At 32.9% G+C, this 16,428-nt stretch carries 10 protein-coding genes and 1 tRNA gene; 6 read left to right on the top strand and 5 right to left on the bottom strand.

Going from position 1 to position 16,428, the window contains the following annotated elements:
- Position 1: 1 nt before the first annotated feature.
- Positions 2-2,227 (bottom strand): M1 family metallopeptidase, encoded by a 2,226-nt coding sequence (locus FVF61_RS04200; RefSeq protein ID WP_148453694.1) that lies wholly within the window; start codon positions 2,225-2,227, stop codon positions 2-4.
- Between the two features lie 196 nt (positions 2,228-2,423).
- On the bottom strand, positions 2,424-3,152 hold the full coding sequence (locus FVF61_RS04195; protein WP_148453692.1) for a hypothetical protein: 729 nt from the start codon (positions 3,150-3,152) through the stop codon (positions 2,424-2,426).
- Positions 3,153-3,299: 147 nt separating this feature from the next.
- On the opposite strand from FVF61_RS04195, the gene FVF61_RS04190 reads away from it, so the two are divergent.
- Positions 3,300-3,827, top strand: coding sequence for an inorganic diphosphatase (locus tag FVF61_RS04190; protein WP_148453690.1), 528 nt, complete (start codon positions 3,300-3,302; stop codon positions 3,825-3,827).
- A 118-nt stretch (positions 3,828-3,945) separates the two neighbouring features.
- Positions 3,946-6,393, top strand: a complete 2,448-nt coding sequence (locus tag FVF61_RS04185; RefSeq protein ID WP_148453688.1) for a sodium-translocating pyrophosphatase — start codon at positions 3,946-3,948, stop codon at positions 6,391-6,393.
- A 68-nt stretch (positions 6,394-6,461) separates the two neighbouring features.
- Here the strand turns inward: FVF61_RS04185 and FVF61_RS04180 are convergent, their stop codons facing one another.
- Both FVF61_RS04180 and FVF61_RS04175 read right to left on the bottom strand, forming a co-directional pair.
- The gene (locus FVF61_RS04180) at positions 6,462-7,076 is read right to left on the bottom strand and encodes a deoxynucleoside kinase (RefSeq protein ID WP_148453686.1); all 615 of its coding nucleotides are present in this window, start codon (positions 7,074-7,076) and stop codon (positions 6,462-6,464) included.
- A 6-nt stretch (positions 7,077-7,082) separates the two neighbouring features.
- On the bottom strand, positions 7,083-7,859 hold the full coding sequence (locus FVF61_RS04175; protein ID WP_148453684.1) for a hypothetical protein: 777 nt from the start codon (positions 7,857-7,859) through the stop codon (positions 7,083-7,085).
- Positions 7,860-8,020: 161 nt separating this feature from the next.
- Between FVF61_RS04175 and FVF61_RS04170 the strand changes: the two genes are divergently transcribed.
- From FVF61_RS04170 to FVF61_RS04155, 4 genes are all read left to right on the top strand, one after another.
- On the top strand, positions 8,021-8,893 hold the full coding sequence (locus tag FVF61_RS04170; protein ID WP_148453682.1) for a GLPGLI family protein: 873 nt from the start codon (positions 8,021-8,023) through the stop codon (positions 8,891-8,893).
- A gap of 54 nt (positions 8,894-8,947) precedes the next feature.
- Positions 8,948-11,653 carry a TonB-dependent receptor gene (locus tag FVF61_RS04165; RefSeq protein ID WP_148453680.1) on the top strand — a complete coding sequence of 902 codons (2,706 nt, stop codon included), beginning with the start codon at positions 8,948-8,950 and terminating at the stop codon, positions 11,651-11,653.
- A gap of 195 nt (positions 11,654-11,848) precedes the next feature.
- The gene (locus FVF61_RS04160; RefSeq protein WP_148453678.1) at positions 11,849-13,405 is read left to right on the top strand and encodes a M20/M25/M40 family metallo-hydrolase; all 1,557 of its coding nucleotides are present in this window, start codon (positions 11,849-11,851) and stop codon (positions 13,403-13,405) included.
- 199 nt (positions 13,406-13,604) lie between these two features.
- Positions 13,605-13,686, top strand: a tRNA-Tyr gene (locus FVF61_RS04155).
- A 456-nt stretch (positions 13,687-14,142) separates the two neighbouring features.
- Here the strand turns inward: FVF61_RS04155 and FVF61_RS04150 are convergent.
- Complete coding sequence (locus tag FVF61_RS04150; RefSeq protein ID WP_148453676.1) at positions 14,143-16,428, bottom strand: DUF2357 domain-containing protein; 2,286 nt, start codon at positions 16,426-16,428, stop codon at positions 14,143-14,145.

The following is a 16,428-nucleotide window of genomic DNA, read 5'->3' as shown; positions in this document are numbered from 1 at the left end:
TCTAATTCTTGCTTTTTTCTTTAAAAGCATCAAAATCTGAAGCTGATTCAACTTTTGGAAAACTATTATTTTTCATATCTGTATCGGCAAATTCAAAATTAGGATCTAAATTTATTTCTGCTACCTCTTTTTCTTTTATGAATGTTTTGCTTATTTCATATTCATTTAAACGCCAAACTTCAGCAGGTAATTTGTCAATTTCTTTTGTGCCATCTATATAAACCCATTCTATTGTTAATGGCATTACCAATCCACCAATGTTCTTAATGGTTAATTCGTAAATATTCTTACCAGATAATTGTTTTCTAACTTCAGGCTCATCAAGTCTTGATAAAAAACCTCCATAGCTATTCTCTGAGGTTGGAGTCATAGTTATAACTTCTGGACCTCCAGAAAAATCGGCTGCAATAGTTTCAGTGCTTTCCCCTTCAATTTTAAAGGTTGTTTTTTTATGTTGGTCTTCAATATTCAAATCGTCTTCATACACTTTAAACCATTTCACACTTGAAAGTTCCATATCTACTTTATCTGTAGTAAAAAACCAACCTCTAAAAAACCAATCTAAGTCTGTTGCTGTGGCATCTTCAAGGGTTCTAAACAAATCTGCAGGATTTGGATGCTTGTATTTCCAACGGTTGGCATATTCTTTAAATGCCTGGTCAAAAAGTTCAGGGCCAATAATAGACTCTCTTAGCATTTGTAGTCCAACAGTGGGTTTCTGATAAAAATTAGCACCAAATTGCATTAATAATTCATTGTCTGATGTGGTCATGATTGGTCTTAAAATATTTTGGTCGCCACTCATAAATGGTACAATGTCTTTAGGTGTGGAGCTATGAAAATCAGGATATTTTTCAGCAACTGTCCTTTGGTGTAAATAGGTGTTTAAACCTTCGTCCATCCACATCCATTTTCTTTCGTCCGAACTCACAATCATAGGAAACCAATTGTGCCCAACTTCATGTATAATGGTTCCAATCATACCAGCTTTGGCTCTGTCGCTTATTTTGCCATCTTTTGGTCGTCCACCATTAAAACTAATCATTGGGTATTCAATTCCAATATTCGATGTGTTTACAGAAATTGCTACAGGATAAGGATATTCGAAAGTTGCTTCAGAATACACTTCCAAGGCAGCTACGATGGCTTTAGTAGACTCTTCACTCCAAACAGGTAAGCCTTCTTTTGGATAGTAAGACATAGCCATAGTAACATGATCTGAAAATTGATGTGCTTGCGCATCCCAAATAAATTTTCGAGAAGTTGCAAAAGCTACATCACGAACATTTTTAGCATGAAATTTCCAGGTTTTTAATTTAGTCGCTTTTGTTTTTTCGTTTTTAGTAGCTTCTTCTGGAGTAATAATCAATACAGGTTTATCGAAGGATTGTCTAGCTTCAAGCATTCTCTTTCTCTGGTCTTTAGTTAAAACGGTTTCAGAATTTTGTAATTCTCCAGTAGATGCTACTATGTGATCTTCAGGAACCGTTATTTCAACTTCATAATCTCCAAATTCTAGTGCAAATTCACCTAAACGCTGAAATTGTTGATTCTGCCAACCTTCGGTATCATTATAAACAGCCATTCTAGGAAACCAATGTCCAAGTAAGTAGACTGTATTATTATCTTCAGGGAAATATTCATAGCCTTCTCTAGAAAGTAAGAACATACTTCTGTCTGTAATTGGATAAGACCAAGCTAAAGAAAAACTTATGTTAGAACCAGATTTTAAAGGTTGGTTAAGCATGACTTTCATCATGGTATTATTTACATAAGAGGTCATGTCTTTGCCAGCAGTATCCTTAATATATTTTATAGTATATCCAGCAGGAAATTCTACTGCTCTTGTTAAAAACTGCATTTGCCTCGAGCTTATAGAATCTTGAACACTACCAAAGACCTCACCAAAATCTTCGTTTCCTTTTTTGTTAACGTTTTGTTCTAACTGTATCCAGATATAATTTAAGTCGTCTGGAGAATTATTATAATATGTAATGGTTTCTTCACCAGATAACACATTGTTTTTTTCGTCTAATTCAACTTTTATTTTATAATCGGCTCTTTGTTGCCAATAGTCTTTTCCAGGAGCTCCACTTGCAGTTCTATAGGTATTTGGTGGAGAAATCATGTTGTCTATAGGTTCAAATTTTCCTTGCCAAGGCTGTGTTTGAGCTATTAATGTTGAAAAACTGAAAAGTGACACGAGAAGGATTAATAAGTGTTTCATGCTGAGAAGGTTGGTTTTATTTTGATTGATACAGCAAGATATAAAAATTTTGAAAGAAGATATTTATTTTAACAGATTGATATTAGGAATTTAAGAAGAGACTTCCTTTAAGGTGAAAATTTCACCAACTTGTTTCAAGATTGTTTTTTCAATTAGCTTAAAATTGCTTGGTTTACTCAGTTTCTAAAACGAATTTTTATGATATCCAAGTGTTTATTATTTTATCTATGACCCATTTGCCTTCAATACTTTTTTTAATAAAAATTCTTACTCCGTAACCGTTTAAAGGAGCCATTGTGTAACCAGCATTTATAACTCCAAATTTTTTTGTTTTGTCAAATAAAATTCTTGAAAACCCTATGGAAGCTATAATGTTAAAATCATATTTAGACTGCCAAAATTTACGTCCTTTAGGAAATTTGGATTGATATTTGAACTTTACTATTTTATTATTTGGTTTTAATTTTGATAAATCAATTTTAAATCCAGTTGATAAATTAAGAGAATCTACCTCCATTGATTTTAATGCAAAATGTTTAATCAATTCCGATTTGTCATTTTCTTCATATTGTGTTAAGGAGTCTTGTACTATCAAATATACAAAAGTAGAATCTCGCTGAATTGAATCTTTTTTCAATTCCCAGTCATATATTCCTTTTTTATATTCATTTGTTTTTTTCCATTCTTCGATAGCTTTCGTGTAATCATTGTCCCTATTATTGTTGTAATTTTCAAAAAATTCTGGAGGAGGTGGAGGAGGCATCAATCGATTATCATAATAGATAGAGTCTAAAATAGTAGGAAACATCTCGTAAAATACAATTTGTTCAAATTCCGTTTCAGACAGAGATGTTTCTTGTTTACAATTCCAAAAGATTGAAGTACAAACTAAAGCAAAAATTATTGTAGAAAGGGTTTTTTTCATATGTGTGGAATTGCTATACTAAAACCTGATTTAAATGACTTTAATCTCTATTAAACTAAGTTAACCAAAAAAACAACAAACTCAAATCCATTTTAGTTGCCCAAACCCAAACACTTACGTACCTTTGCAGTCCTAAAAAAATTTAAGATGACAAGTAAAGGGAAATTAACGTTCGATGTATTGATTGAAATACCAAAAGGGAGTAGAAATAAATACGAATACGATTTCGAATTAAAGAAAATACGTTTCGACAGAATGTTGTTTTCATCTATGATGTATCCAGCAGATTATGGCTTTATTCCTGAAACCTTAGCCTTAGATGGAGACCCATTAGATGTTTTGGTAATGGGTGGAGAACCAACCTTCCCAATGTGTGTGGTTGAGGTAAAACCAATAGGCGTGTTCCACATGGCTGATGAAAAAGGACCAGACGAAAAAGTAATTTGTGTTCCAGTTTCAGATCCAATCTGGAATAGTTTGAACGATTTATCTGATATGAATCCACATCAAATTAAAGAAATAGAACACTTCTTTCAAGTGTATAAAGACTTAGAAAAAAAGAGAGTCGATGTTGGAGGTTGGGGAAATGCAGTAGAAGCTTACGACATCCTTAATAAATGTGTGGCTCGTTACGAAAATAGCGACCATAAACTAAAAGGAGATTTTACTATTTAAAAGAACCCTTTATCGAATAACTTAAAAACCCTTTTGCATTACATGTAGAAGGGTTTTTAAATGTAAACCGATTTTGTTACATTTGCGCTGCTAAAAACTAAACAAACAATAAAATAATATGGAATCAATGATGATTTATATGCCAATTGCAATGGCACTTTTAGGATTAATTTATATGATCGTAAAGAAATCTTGGGTTATGAAACAAGATGCAGGAGATGGAAAAATGAAAGAAATTTCAGATCATATTTACGAAGGTGCTTTGGCATTCTTAAATGCTGAATATAGACTATTAGCAATCTTTGTAGTAATAGTAAGTGTTGCTTTAACAGCAGTATCTTTTATAGTACCTACAACACATTGGCTTATAGTAGTTGCCTTTATTTTTGGGGCATTCTTTTCTGCTTTCGCTGGAAATATTGGAATGAAAATAGCAACAAAAACAAATGTAAGAACAACACAAGCTGCAAGAACTAGTTTACCAAATGCACTTAAAATTTCTTTTGGTGGTGGAACAGTCATGGGACTTGGAGTTGCTGGTTTAGCCGTTTTAGGTTTAACTTTATTCTTCATAATTTTCTTCTGGTTCTTTATGGATAGTTCATGGACAAACACCATGGATATGACTATTGTTCTTGAAACATTAGCTGGTTTCTCTTTAGGAGCTGAATCTATTGCCTTATTTGCTCGTGTTGGTGGAGGTATTTATACAAAAGCTGCTGATGTTGGAGCCGATTTAGTTGGTAAAGTTGAAGCTGGTATTCCAGAAGACGATCCAAGAAATCCAGCTACTATTGCAGATAACGTTGGAGATAACGTTGGTGATGTTGCTGGAATGGGAGCCGATTTATTTGGTTCTTATGTTGCAACTGTATTAGCTGCAATGGTTCTTGGAAACTATGTTATTAAAGATATGGGTGGCATGATTGACGATGCCTTTGGAGGTATTGGACCAATCTTATTACCTATGGCAATTGCAGGTGCTGGAATTATTATTTCTGTCATTGGTACCATGTTAGTGAAAATTAAAAATAACGATGCTAAAGAGGCTCAAGTTATGGGAGCTTTAAATGTTGGTAACTGGACATCTATTGGTTTAGTTGCTATCTCATGTTTTGCTTTAGTAACTTGGATGTTACCAGAAACTATGAAAATGAATTTCTTTGGAGAAGGATTGCAAGAAATTTCTTCAATGCGTGTATTCTATGCCACTTTAGTTGGGTTGGTTGTTGGAGCAGTTATTTCTTCGGTAACTGAATATTATACAGGTTTAGGTAAAAAACCAATATTAAATATTGTACAACAGTCAAGTACAGGAGCTGGAACAAATATTATTGCTGGTTTAGCAACAGGTATGATTTCTACATTTCCATCTGTATTATTGTTTGCTGGAGCTATTTGGGCTTCATATGCATTTGCTGGATTTTATGGTGTGGCTTTAGCTGCTTCAGCTATGATGGCAACAACTGCTATGCAGTTAGCTATTGATGCTTTTGGACCAATCTCAGATAATGCTGGTGGTATTGCTGAAATGAGCGAACAAGAGCCAATTGTTAGAGAACGTACAGATATATTAGATTCAGTAGGTAATACTACTGCTGCAACAGGAAAAGGATTTGCTATTGCTTCTGCAGCTTTAACATCGTTAGCATTATTTGCTGCCTATGTAACCTTTACAGGTATCGATGGAATAAACATCTTTAAAGCACCTGTTTTAGCCATGTTATTTGTTGGTGGAATGGTACCAGTAGTATTTTCTGCTTTAGCAATGAATGCTGTAGGAAAAGCTGCTATGGAAATGGTAGAAGAAGTGCGTCGTCAGTTTAGAGAGATTCCTGGAATTATGGAAGGAACTGGGAAACCACAATACGATAAATGTGTGGCTATTTCTACGGAAGCATCTTTAAAAGAAATGATGTTGCCAGGTTTATTAACTATCGGATTTCCTTTAGTCATTGCTTTTGTTCCAATGATTTTTGGAATGAATAATATGGCAATTGCTGAAATGTTAGGTGGTTATATGGCTGGTGTTACAGTTTCTGGTGTGCTTTGGGCCATTTTCCAAAACAATGCTGGTGGAGCTTGGGATAACGCTAAAAAATCTTTTGAAGCTGGTGTAATGATTAACGGAGAAATGACTTATAAAGGTTCTGAAGCTCATAAAGCTGCAGTAACTGGAGATACTGTTGGTGATCCATTTAAAGATACTTCTGGACCATCAATGAACATCTTGATTAAATTAACCTGTTTAATTGGTTTAGTAATTGCACCAATATTAGGAGGTCATGCTGTTGAAGACGGAGTTGCTTTAAATGAAGTAATTGAAAAAACTGAAGTACTTAAGAAAGTTTACGTTGAAATGGAAGTTGAAAACGATGATATAGCTAAAGCTGTAGTTAGTACAACGACTATTGAAAATGGTGAAACTACTGTAGATGAAAGAGTAATTACTGGTACTTTAGAAGAAGTTAAAGCTAAAGTGGAAGGATTAAAAGAAGGTGCTTCGGCTATTAAAGTGAAATCTAATGTTACTGAGCTAGAACTAGAAGAAGAGATTATAAAATAAATGAGTTTTAAATAATTGAAATAAAAAAGCCACGCATTGCGTGGCTTTTTTATTATAATAAATAGAGATTAAAACAATCCGTTAATCTCAGCGTCAATTCTATTTATAATGCTTCCTAAGTCTTCAGGATTAGCAACAAAATCTAAATTATCTACATCAATAATTAATAAGTTTCCTTTATTGTAACCATGTATCCAAGCTTCATAACGTTCATTCAATCTACTTAAATAATCAATGCTAATAGAGTTTTCGTAATCACGACCTCTTTTATGTATTTGAGATACCAGATTAGAAATTGAACTGCGTAAATAGATTAATAAATCTGGACCTTGAACAAAAGATTCCATTAAATCGAACAACGATTTGTAGTTTTCAAAATCTCTATTTGTCATTAATCCCATAGCATGAAGATTTGGCGCAAAAATATGAGCGTCTTCATAAATGGTTCTGTCTTGTATGATGTCTTTTCCACTCTCTCTAATTTGAGCTACTTGACGAAACCTACTATTTAAAAAATACACTTGCAAATTAAAACTCCAACGTTCCATTTGGTTGTAAAAATCGTCTAGATATGGATTATCTACAACATCTTCTAATTGAGATTCCCATCTATAGTGTTTAGCAAGTAAATTTGTAAGTGTGGTTTTCCCAGCACCAATGTTTCCGGCTATTGCAACATGCATAAGTTTTTATTTATTTAGTTGGAATTTGTGTAAATTTTTTGAATCGTAAATATACAAGGTTTCATTGGTTACTAAAAACTGTTTTGTTAACAATTCTGGAGTTTTAATAAATTGAAATACTTGTTCTGTTTCGTTAAAATAATAAAGGTTATTTTCCTTTGTAAGATAAACGTGCTCATTATCTTCTATTATTGATGTAAACCCTTCATTTTTAACTTTATAAACTAAACTTCCAAAGTAGTTATATTTATAAAGAAATTTTTCGGTTAATATCCAGCAATAATTATAATTGCTTATTAAATCTAAAGCTTCAGATTGAGTTGGTAATGTAGTTGCTAAGGTATTATTAGATTTATAATTAAATAATTCTAATTGCTGATTATCTTGATTAAATAACCACAATGCATTATCATTTGCTGTTGAAACAAAAGACACATTTCTATAGACATCTAGCATGTTAAAATCTATTTTAATTATTTCAGCAAATCGGTTATCTAATATTATTGCTGTATTAAAATCTTCGTAAAACATGGTGATTTTTAATGGATTAAAACTATTAGCGGTCGTAATTTTACCATATTGTACATTGCTATAAGAATAGTTTCTGTTTTCTTCAAGTTTAAATAAGGTATTGTGTTTTATAAAATAAACAGTTCCAAAATTATCAATGCCAACTATAGATTCAGCATCAAAAGGTGTTTTAGAAACAAAAGTAGTTTCTATTGATTCTTGACCAAATGTAGAAAAAGAGACAAAAAATATGAAGAATATAAATGTTTTCATTTGCGAATTGAAAAGTACGAAATTCCAATTAGTTATTAGTTTAAATTCTATAATTCAAAAGCTATAATTAAATTATTTAAGAAAATTTTAAATGAATCTTTTAAACTAAATGCTACTTTTAGAGTCTTAACTAAAAGTTTAATATACTGACAACTAATATAATGAATTTTAGATCTCACCATTTTAAAGCAATTACTGTATTCATATTTGTTTTAACTACATCTTTTTCTTTTTCGCAACAAGATTTTCAAGGGAAAGCCACGTACTTATCTAAAACAACCATAGATATGGATAATTTTGGAAGAGGAGACATGAGCGAAGAACAAAAAAAGCAAATTGCTGAGCGCATGAAAAGCATGCTTGAAAAAACGTATTTCTTAGTTTTTAATAAAACAGAGTCGACCTATAAAGAAGAAGAAAAGCTAGATACTCCAGGCCAAAGTAGTGGATTTAGAATGATGATGGGAAACTTTACAGGTGGTGCACAATACAAAGATGTAAAAGAGAATGTGTTACTTCAGGAACAAGAATTTTTTGGAAAGCAGTTTTTAATTAAAGATTCGCTTCCAAAATTTGAATGGAAGATGAGTGGAGAAACTAAACAAATTGGGCAATATGCTTGTTTTAAAGCAACTGCTACAAAAAAGGTGGATGCTATGGATTTTAGAAGCATGAGAAGAAAAAATAATGATGATGCATCTAAAAAAGAGACAGATAGCACTAAAACAAAAGATGTTATGGATGAAATAGAGGTGCCAGAAACTATTGAAGTTACAGCTTGGTACACCATGCAAATTCCAGTAAACCAAGGTCCTGGTGAATATTGGGGTTTGCCAGGATTGATACTTGAAGTACATGCCGATAGAACAACTATTTTATGTTCTAAAATTGTATTAAATCCTGAAGATAAAGAAGACATTAAAAAACCAGAAAAAGGAAAGGAAGTTACTCAAGAAGAATATAACGACATCATGAAAAAGAAAATTGAAGAGATGCGAGAAATGTATGGAGGAAGAGGACGTGGAGGACATTGAACAGGTAGAGGTCATTAATTTCTAACTATTTAAAAATCAATCAAAATATTCTAAATGAAGAATAAAATAACGCTACTTTTTATATTAGTGGTTTGTTCTACTTTTGCCCAAGTAAAAATTGAAGGTATCGTTAAAGATAGCATTGGGAACCCCTTAGAACTAGCCAATATAGTAGCCATAAATCAGGAAACCAATAATATGGATGCTTATGGCATTACTAACGATATTGGTAGATACAAACTAACTCTAGAAAACAATTCAAAATATAAAATTCAAGTGAGTTATATTGGGATGAAATCGGCCGATGAACTTATTGAAACTACCACCGAAAATATTTCAAAAGACTTTATGCTTCAAAACGATAATGCTTTAGATGAAGTAGAACTTACTTACGAAATGCCTGTAACTATAAAAGGAGACACCATTGTTTACAATGCAGATTCTTTTAAAGATGGTACCGAAAGGAAACTAGAAGATGTACTTAAAAAATTGCCAGGAGTTGAAATAAATGATGATGGCGAAATAGAAGTTGAAGGGAAAAAAGTGTCTAAAGTTATGGTCGATGGAAAAGATTTCTTTGATGGCGACTCTAAATTAGCTTCCAAAAATATTCCATCGAATGCAGTTGATAAGGTTCAAGTTTTAAAAAATTATTCAGAAATAAGTCAGTTAAGTTCTGTGACAAACAATCAAGACAATGTGGCTATTAATATTAAACTTAAAGAAGGGAAAGAAAACTTTTGGTTTGGTACAGTCACAGCTGGAGGAGGTGCAACAACCGATGAAGGTTTGTATTTAGTTCAGCCTAAACTCTTTTATTACAGTCCAAAATTAAGCATCAATGTTATTGGTGACATGAATAATATTGGTGAATTGGCTTTTACACGTAGAGATTATTTTAATTTTTCCGGAGGTTTTAGAATGCCAAGTCGTAAAAGTGGTACAAGTATCGATTTAGGTAATAACGATTTGGGTTTTTTAACGCTTCAAAATAATAGAGCCAAAAGCATTGTCTCTAATTTTGGTGCAACCAATTTTAGTTATTCACCTAAAGAAACACTAGATATTAGTGGTTTTGCCATCTATTCAAATAGTAAAAACGAATTACAAGAATACGATGAAATTGTTTATACTGACCCAGAATTAGGTATTCCTGACGAGACAACCCAAAGTAATACCATACAACGAAGTGATTTAGGTTTGGTTAAACTTAGTGTTAAAAACAAGCCTAATAGTAACAATCAGTTAGATTATGATGTGTTGGGACGATTTTCAAAAGAATCGCAAGAACAAAATGTGTTTTCTTCAGTTTTAGGGAATACAGATATTAATGAAGAATCCAGTCCATTTAGTGTTAAACAAAGCCTTAATTATTATTATACCTTAGACGAAAGCAATATTTTTTCATTAGAAATACAATCCTTAATTCAAGACGAAGACCCTTTTTATAACGCCATATTGGAAGATAAAGACAACTACAATACTGTTGCAGATGTTATTGGTTATGATACCACACAATCAAATTACAATGTAGCTCAAGATAAGCGTGTTAAATCAAATCAGTTAGATGGAAAAATAGATTATTGGAATGTGTTAAATAATAAGAGTAATATCAATGTTACATTAGGAACCATATATAGCAATCAAAAATTTACGTCTGAATTATTTCAATTTTTAGATGATGGTTCAGAATTTTATCCAACACCAACAGAAAATAATGGCTTGGCAACAAATGATATTAGCTACAATTTTACAGACTTGTATTTGGGACTTCATTACACTGTAAAACTAGGTAAATTCACACTTACTCCAGGACTTTCAGCACATGCCTATCATGTCAATAACACGCAATTTGGAGACAAGTATAAAGATAATTTCTTTAGAATCTTACCAGATTTCGATGCTAGAATTCAATTGAAAAAAAGTGAACAGTTAATCTTCAATTATACCATGCAGACACAATTTACAGATGTTACAAATTTTGCTCGTGGCTATGTAATGAATAATTACAATTCGTATTTCTATGGAAATCCAGAACTGGAAAATGCAACGGCACACAATGTTAATCTAACCTATTTTAGTTTTAATATGTTTAATTATACCAATGTATTTGCTAATGTAAATTATAGAAAAAGCATCGATCAAATTAGAAATATCACCAATTTCGAAAGTGTTATTAGAGAAAGTTCGCCTTTTAATTCTAGTTATGCAGACGAGTCACTTTCTGCAAGTGGTAAATTTCAAAGGTCTTTTGGGAAGTTTAGAGGAACTTTAAATGGGAATTTCACTTATACAAAATTTAATCAGTTTATTCAAAACACACCTTCTGTAAACGAAAACTATTCGCAAATCTATGGAGCCGAATTAAGAACCAACTTTAAAAAAGCTCCAAATGTAGAAGTAGCATATCGATACACCATTCAAGATAACGACCAAGGCTCAGGTAGAAGTAAGTTTTATACCAAAGCGCCAAGTATTGAATTCGATGCATTAATTTGGGACAGTGTAACTTTTAGAACATCTTATGCTTATAATAATTTTAGCGATGAAGACAGAACCATAAACACCTTCGATTTCTGGGACGCATCCTTAGCATACAGGAAAGATAAAGATGCCAAATGGGAATTTGAACTTAAAGCAACTAACCTGTTAAACACCCAATCGCAAAGTCAAAGTAACACAAGTAATATTTCGGTAAGCACAACAGAATATTTTATTCAGCCAAGATACCTTACAGTTAGAGCTATTTATTCGCTTTAAAATTATGGCGTTTCTTTTGGGTTTATTAACCCAAAAGTCAGGCTTTCAGCACTCGCTTTTTTGTGGCTATAGTCACAAAAAGAGCTCAATCCACTGCTTCCATCCTTAACGCAAAACCATTTCAATTTGAAATGGATTTATTGTAGAATAATTTGTATTTTGTTTAACTAAAAAATTAAACCAAACCAATTAGATATGAAAAAGATTTTCAAATTATTCTTAGTATCTGTCCTTCTACTTACAAATTACAGTTTTCAAGCACAAGAGCAAGATCCAGTAGTAAAAAACATTATTGACGAAGCCACAAACAATTCGCAATTAGAGATTCTAGCTCACGAATTATTAGATGTTATTGGACCACGATTAGTTGGGACGCCACAAATGCAACAAGCTAACGATTGGGCTGTAGCTAAATATACCAAATGGGGCATTTCAGCAAGAAATGAACAATGGGGAGAATGGAAAGCTTGGGAAAGAGGCATCACACATATTGACATGCTAGAGCCACGAGTGCAAACTTTAGATGGCATGCAGTTAGCATGGAACCCTAGTACTGGACCAAAAGGTGTAACTGCTCAAGTAGTAACTATCCCAACCATAAAAGATTCTTTAGCATTTCAAAGCTGGATGAAAAGTGTAAAAGGCAAATTTGTAATGACGTCTATGTATCAACCTACAGGTCGTCCAGATTATAACTGGGAAGAATTTGCAACTGAAGAGTCTTTCGAAAAAATGAAGAAAGAAAGAGACTCTTTAGAAAAAGAATGGCGAGAAAACATGGAACGTACAGGTTATGGCAGACGCGAAATTAGTCAAGCCTTAGAAGAAGCTGGAGCAGCTGGAATCATTTCATCTTATTGGTCCAAAGCTTTTGGCTCAAATAAGATATTCAGTTCGAGAACGAAAAACATTCCAACGGTAGATATGGAGTTGGAAGATTATACCATGTTATACAGATTGGTAGAGTATGGTAACAAACCTGTGGTTAAGATTGTAGCGGAATCTAAAGATTTAGGTGTTGCACCAACCTATAATACCATTGCAGAAATAAAAGGTTCTGAGAAACCAGATGAGTATGTGGTACTTTCAGCACATTTCGATTCTTGGGATGGAGGCACAGGAGCCACAGATAATGGCACAGGAACCTTAGTGATGATGGAAGCTATGCGTATCCTTAAAAAAGTATATCCAAACCCAAAGCGTACTATTTTAGTTGGACATTGGGGAAGTGAGGAGCAAGGATTAAATGGGTCTAGAGCGTTTGTGGAAGATCATCCAGAGATTGTAAACAACACGCAAGCCATGTTCAATCAGGATAACGGTACAGGACGTGTGGTGAATCTTTCAGGAGCCGGATTTTTACATTCTTACGAGTATTTATCTAGATGGTTAGAAGCCGTTCCAAAAGACATTACCCAACATATTGAAACCCATTTTCCTGGTTCTCCAAGTGGAGGAGGCTCTGATAATGCTTCGTTTTTAGCAGCAGGTGCACCAGCTTTTAATTTAAGTTCTTTAAGTTGGTCTTATTGGAATTATACGTGGCATACCAACAGAGATACCTACGATAAAATTGTGTTTGACGATGTAAGAAGCAATGCTATTTTAACAGCTATTTTGGTGTACATGGCCTGCGAAGATCCAAACAGAACTTCAACAGAAAAAATTGTTTTACCAGTAGATTCTAGAACAGGAGAACAACGTATTTGGCCAGAACCACGTTCGCCAGAACGTAGAGGAGGATTGGATTAGAATCCAAAAAATCTGAACATAGTCAGTTCGAGTGATTTTTTTTGAAAAAAAAATTGTATCGAGAACTTTTAAATTACTATTAAAAACTCATAATGAAAAACTAAATATATCATTATGAGTTTTTTGTGTTTTAAGATTAAAAAAGTGAGTGTTTTTAGTAAAATAATTTAAAAACTATAATATATTTGTACTCGGTTTTGGGGAGATACTCAAGCGGCCAACGAGGGCAGACTGTAAATCTGCTGACTACGTCTTCGCAGGTTCGAATCCTGCTCTCCCCACGAATAAATACAAAAAGCAAGCAAAACATAAAGCTTGCTTTTTTGTTTTGTGTTTTTTTGTATTTTCAAAGCGTCGCTTTGCAGGATCAACGGAGTTAATCCTTCTTTTACTCACAAGTCTATTTTATATAACTAAAAACAAACTGCGAGAGCCGTTTGATTTTTCAATTTCCAAAAGTGTTTAGCAGAATCAACGCAGTTCATCCTCTTTTTCACTCACAAGCATATTTATAAAATGGCATTAAGTAAAACAGGATTTCTCAATATGCATGTTTTTTAAGTGTTTTAATTTGTAGGAAAAAACGCTGGCTTCCATAGGAAAGGTATAGGAAAGGTATGGGAAAGCCATAAGGAAGCTATTGGATAGGCATAAAAAATGACCCGTTATAAAATAGCTATACAGATTAATAAATAAATCCTAATATAACTATACAACTATATTTAATAATTTGTTGACTAATTATTCACTTTTACTTTCATAAGCTCTGTCATTGTCACGGAAAATGGCAAACCAGAGCCTCTGCCTTGCTTGTGTTTGTCTAATTTAGTTATGTCCCACTTTTGATTTTGCAACTCAACATCTGAAACCTCTTCAACTTTGTATACTAAATAATAATCTTGAGAAGGTTCAGTAGGATAACCTTTGTCTAATAATGTCTTTTTCGAAAAAACTCTAGGACCTGTTTCAGTAATTTTAAACAATCGACTTGTTTTTGTTTCTCCAGTAGAATGTAATAGCAAATATCTAGCACCAGCTTCACCTGGACCTAATCTTAAAGAACCTCTTTTACTATCGGCTCTTGCATTGTATAAGCCGCTTTTTATTATCCAATTCAAATTTTCTGTTTTATAAAAACCTACAAGAACAAATGTTTCATCAGGTATCAAATTACGATTCTCACCAAAGGTCTCAGGCAATGCTTCATTTACTTCATTTTCCTTATTTGGTTTATTCTTATAAACGTCATAAGTTCTAAATGCAATTCTTTCACGTTGGGAAGCTCTATTTACAAAGTGTTTAATAACCTCTAGAATGAAAGACTTAAGTTCACCAATGCCGCTATCATTTTTTGATGGCCGAACTGGGAAAGCGCCTAAACCAGGTATAATTTCGTGAAATCCTTTTCTGTTTAGTGATTTATCTCCTGGATATAAAACGTAGGCACCACCAGTTCTTCTAATGGCATCTTTATAAGCATGCATTTTTATTAAATCTGCATTTTTATAAATTCCTTTCCTATTTTCAGTTTTTTCTTCATCTAAATCTTTTACCGTATTCTGTTCTATAAAATCGGTTAGATTGGCTATTTTATATTTAGCATCAAAATGCACATGCACGATTAATTCTTGTTTTTCAGCTTCACCTTCAGAAATGCCGAATGGCCAGAATGAGAGTGTGTAATCAGGTCTTAATGTTGTTGTCCAACTTCCTGAATCAGGATATTTTTTCTTGCCACTAAATGATCGGTTATAGTTAAATTGAACGTTTAATTTTCTGTTGTCTGTTTCGAAGACACCTTTTAATGCCGTAAATCTTCCTTGTTTTATTCGAAGATTAAGACCATTGTCAGATTCTTCAATCAAATCAGAAATATCTTTTGGGTTTATTTCGAATAGTTCTTGAAACAAGTCTAATAATTTAAAGAAAAGCCAATATTCATAGAGTGTGGCAATATCTTTTTTACCAGCTCCATAAACATCTTCTCCACCTTTCCAAATTAATTTGGCAGCCAATTCAAACATCAACCAAGTTCTTAATATTTCTCTATATCCTTCCTTACGCTGGAGAATAGGACTATTAAGTTTTAAAGTGGTTGGTCTAGAAATATCTTTAAAAATAGTATGATGTAGCTGTGATTCTAATTCATTGATTAATAATGAAGACTCTTTGTCAAGTTTTGAATCTTTAGCAGCAGCTTTATTGATATCTGCACAAAACTTTAAGAATGTTTCTAAAGCATGTTTAATGAAACGATTTTCGGGTGTATCAACAGAATCAGTTTTACGCACACTCGTAATTCTTTCAGGTAGCGTTTTAAGCCCATATTTCTTTAAATGATGTTGATTGGGAAGGGGAGTTCTTTTCCCACTTTTTACAAGCTCCTTCATGTTTGTGTTAGAAAATCTTCTTACACTTCTAATATCTTTTTGTTCATGTGTTTCAGACCATTTTGTAACTGGTGCTGTGACTACCCTATGAACAGCATCCTTAAATTCTGTTGAACTAATTATAGATTTAATAAAGGCAAATTTTTGATAAAGCGTTTGACTATCTTTTAAATAGTCTACATCAAAATGATGAGATACTGGAGAATTAGACTGTAATAGTAAATCAGTACATTTCTCAGTGATAAGTTCAAGCATATCTCGATAATCATCTCGATAACCTGATTTAACAGATTGTACTTCTAACTCTATTGAATTACACTTTTCTTGATTACCCTTTTTTAAGAGAGGAATTTCTAGTGTTCCAACGTAAATATTTGGAGATATGGTACCTATATTACAATGCCTTTTATGTTGTTGAATGATATTCTCGCCTACATTTCCTAACATAAATTGGGCATCACTAATTTCATAGTCATAATAGCATCCTTCAATCAGCTGAAATCGAGCTTCATTATTCTCAAGAGCTGTATCAAGAGCATCAAAACAGGTTCCATTTCTTCTGGAATTAATCCAAAGTTTTAATCCTTTTTGAACAGAGTCTAAGTTAATTTTTATTTCAACTAATTCTTTCAT

It is taken from the genome of Xanthomarina maritima (genome assembly GCF_008084905.1).
In the GTDB taxonomy this organism is placed as follows: Bacteria; Bacteroidota; Bacteroidia; order Flavobacteriales; family Flavobacteriaceae; genus Xanthomarina; species Xanthomarina maritima.
Note: the sequence above shows the minus strand (reverse complement) of the source record. Positions and strands in the feature narration are given on the sequence as shown.

What these genes read in the sequence shown, in the direction of transcription:
- FVF61_RS04200 (WP_148453694.1), bottom strand. Translation starts at nt 2,227, where the DNA reads ATGAAACACTTATTAATCCTTCTCGTGTCACTTTTCAGTTTTTCAACA.
- FVF61_RS04195 (WP_148453692.1), bottom strand. Translation starts at nt 3,152, where the DNA reads ATGAAAAAAACCCTTTCTACAATAATTTTTGCTTTAGTTTGTACTTCA.
- FVF61_RS04190 (WP_148453690.1), top strand. Translation starts at nt 3,300, where the DNA reads ATGACAAGTAAAGGGAAATTAACGTTCGATGTATTGATTGAAATACCA.
- FVF61_RS04185 (WP_148453688.1), top strand. Translation starts at nt 3,946, where the DNA reads ATGGAATCAATGATGATTTATATGCCAATTGCAATGGCACTTTTAGGA.
- FVF61_RS04180 (WP_148453686.1), bottom strand. Translation starts at nt 7,076, where the DNA reads ATGCATGTTGCAATAGCCGGAAACATTGGTGCTGGGAAAACCACACTT.
- FVF61_RS04175 (WP_148453684.1), bottom strand. Translation starts at nt 7,859, where the DNA reads ATGAAAACATTTATATTCTTCATATTTTTTGTCTCTTTTTCTACATTT.
- FVF61_RS04170 (WP_148453682.1), top strand. Translation starts at nt 8,021, where the DNA reads ATGAATTTTAGATCTCACCATTTTAAAGCAATTACTGTATTCATATTT.
- FVF61_RS04165 (WP_148453680.1), top strand. Translation starts at nt 8,948, where the DNA reads ATGAAGAATAAAATAACGCTACTTTTTATATTAGTGGTTTGTTCTACT.
- FVF61_RS04160 (WP_148453678.1), top strand. Translation starts at nt 11,849, where the DNA reads ATGAAAAAGATTTTCAAATTATTCTTAGTATCTGTCCTTCTACTTACA.
- FVF61_RS04150 (WP_148453676.1), bottom strand. Translation starts at nt 16,428, where the DNA reads ATGAAAGAATTAGTTGAAATAAAAATTAACTTAGACTCTGTTCAAAAA.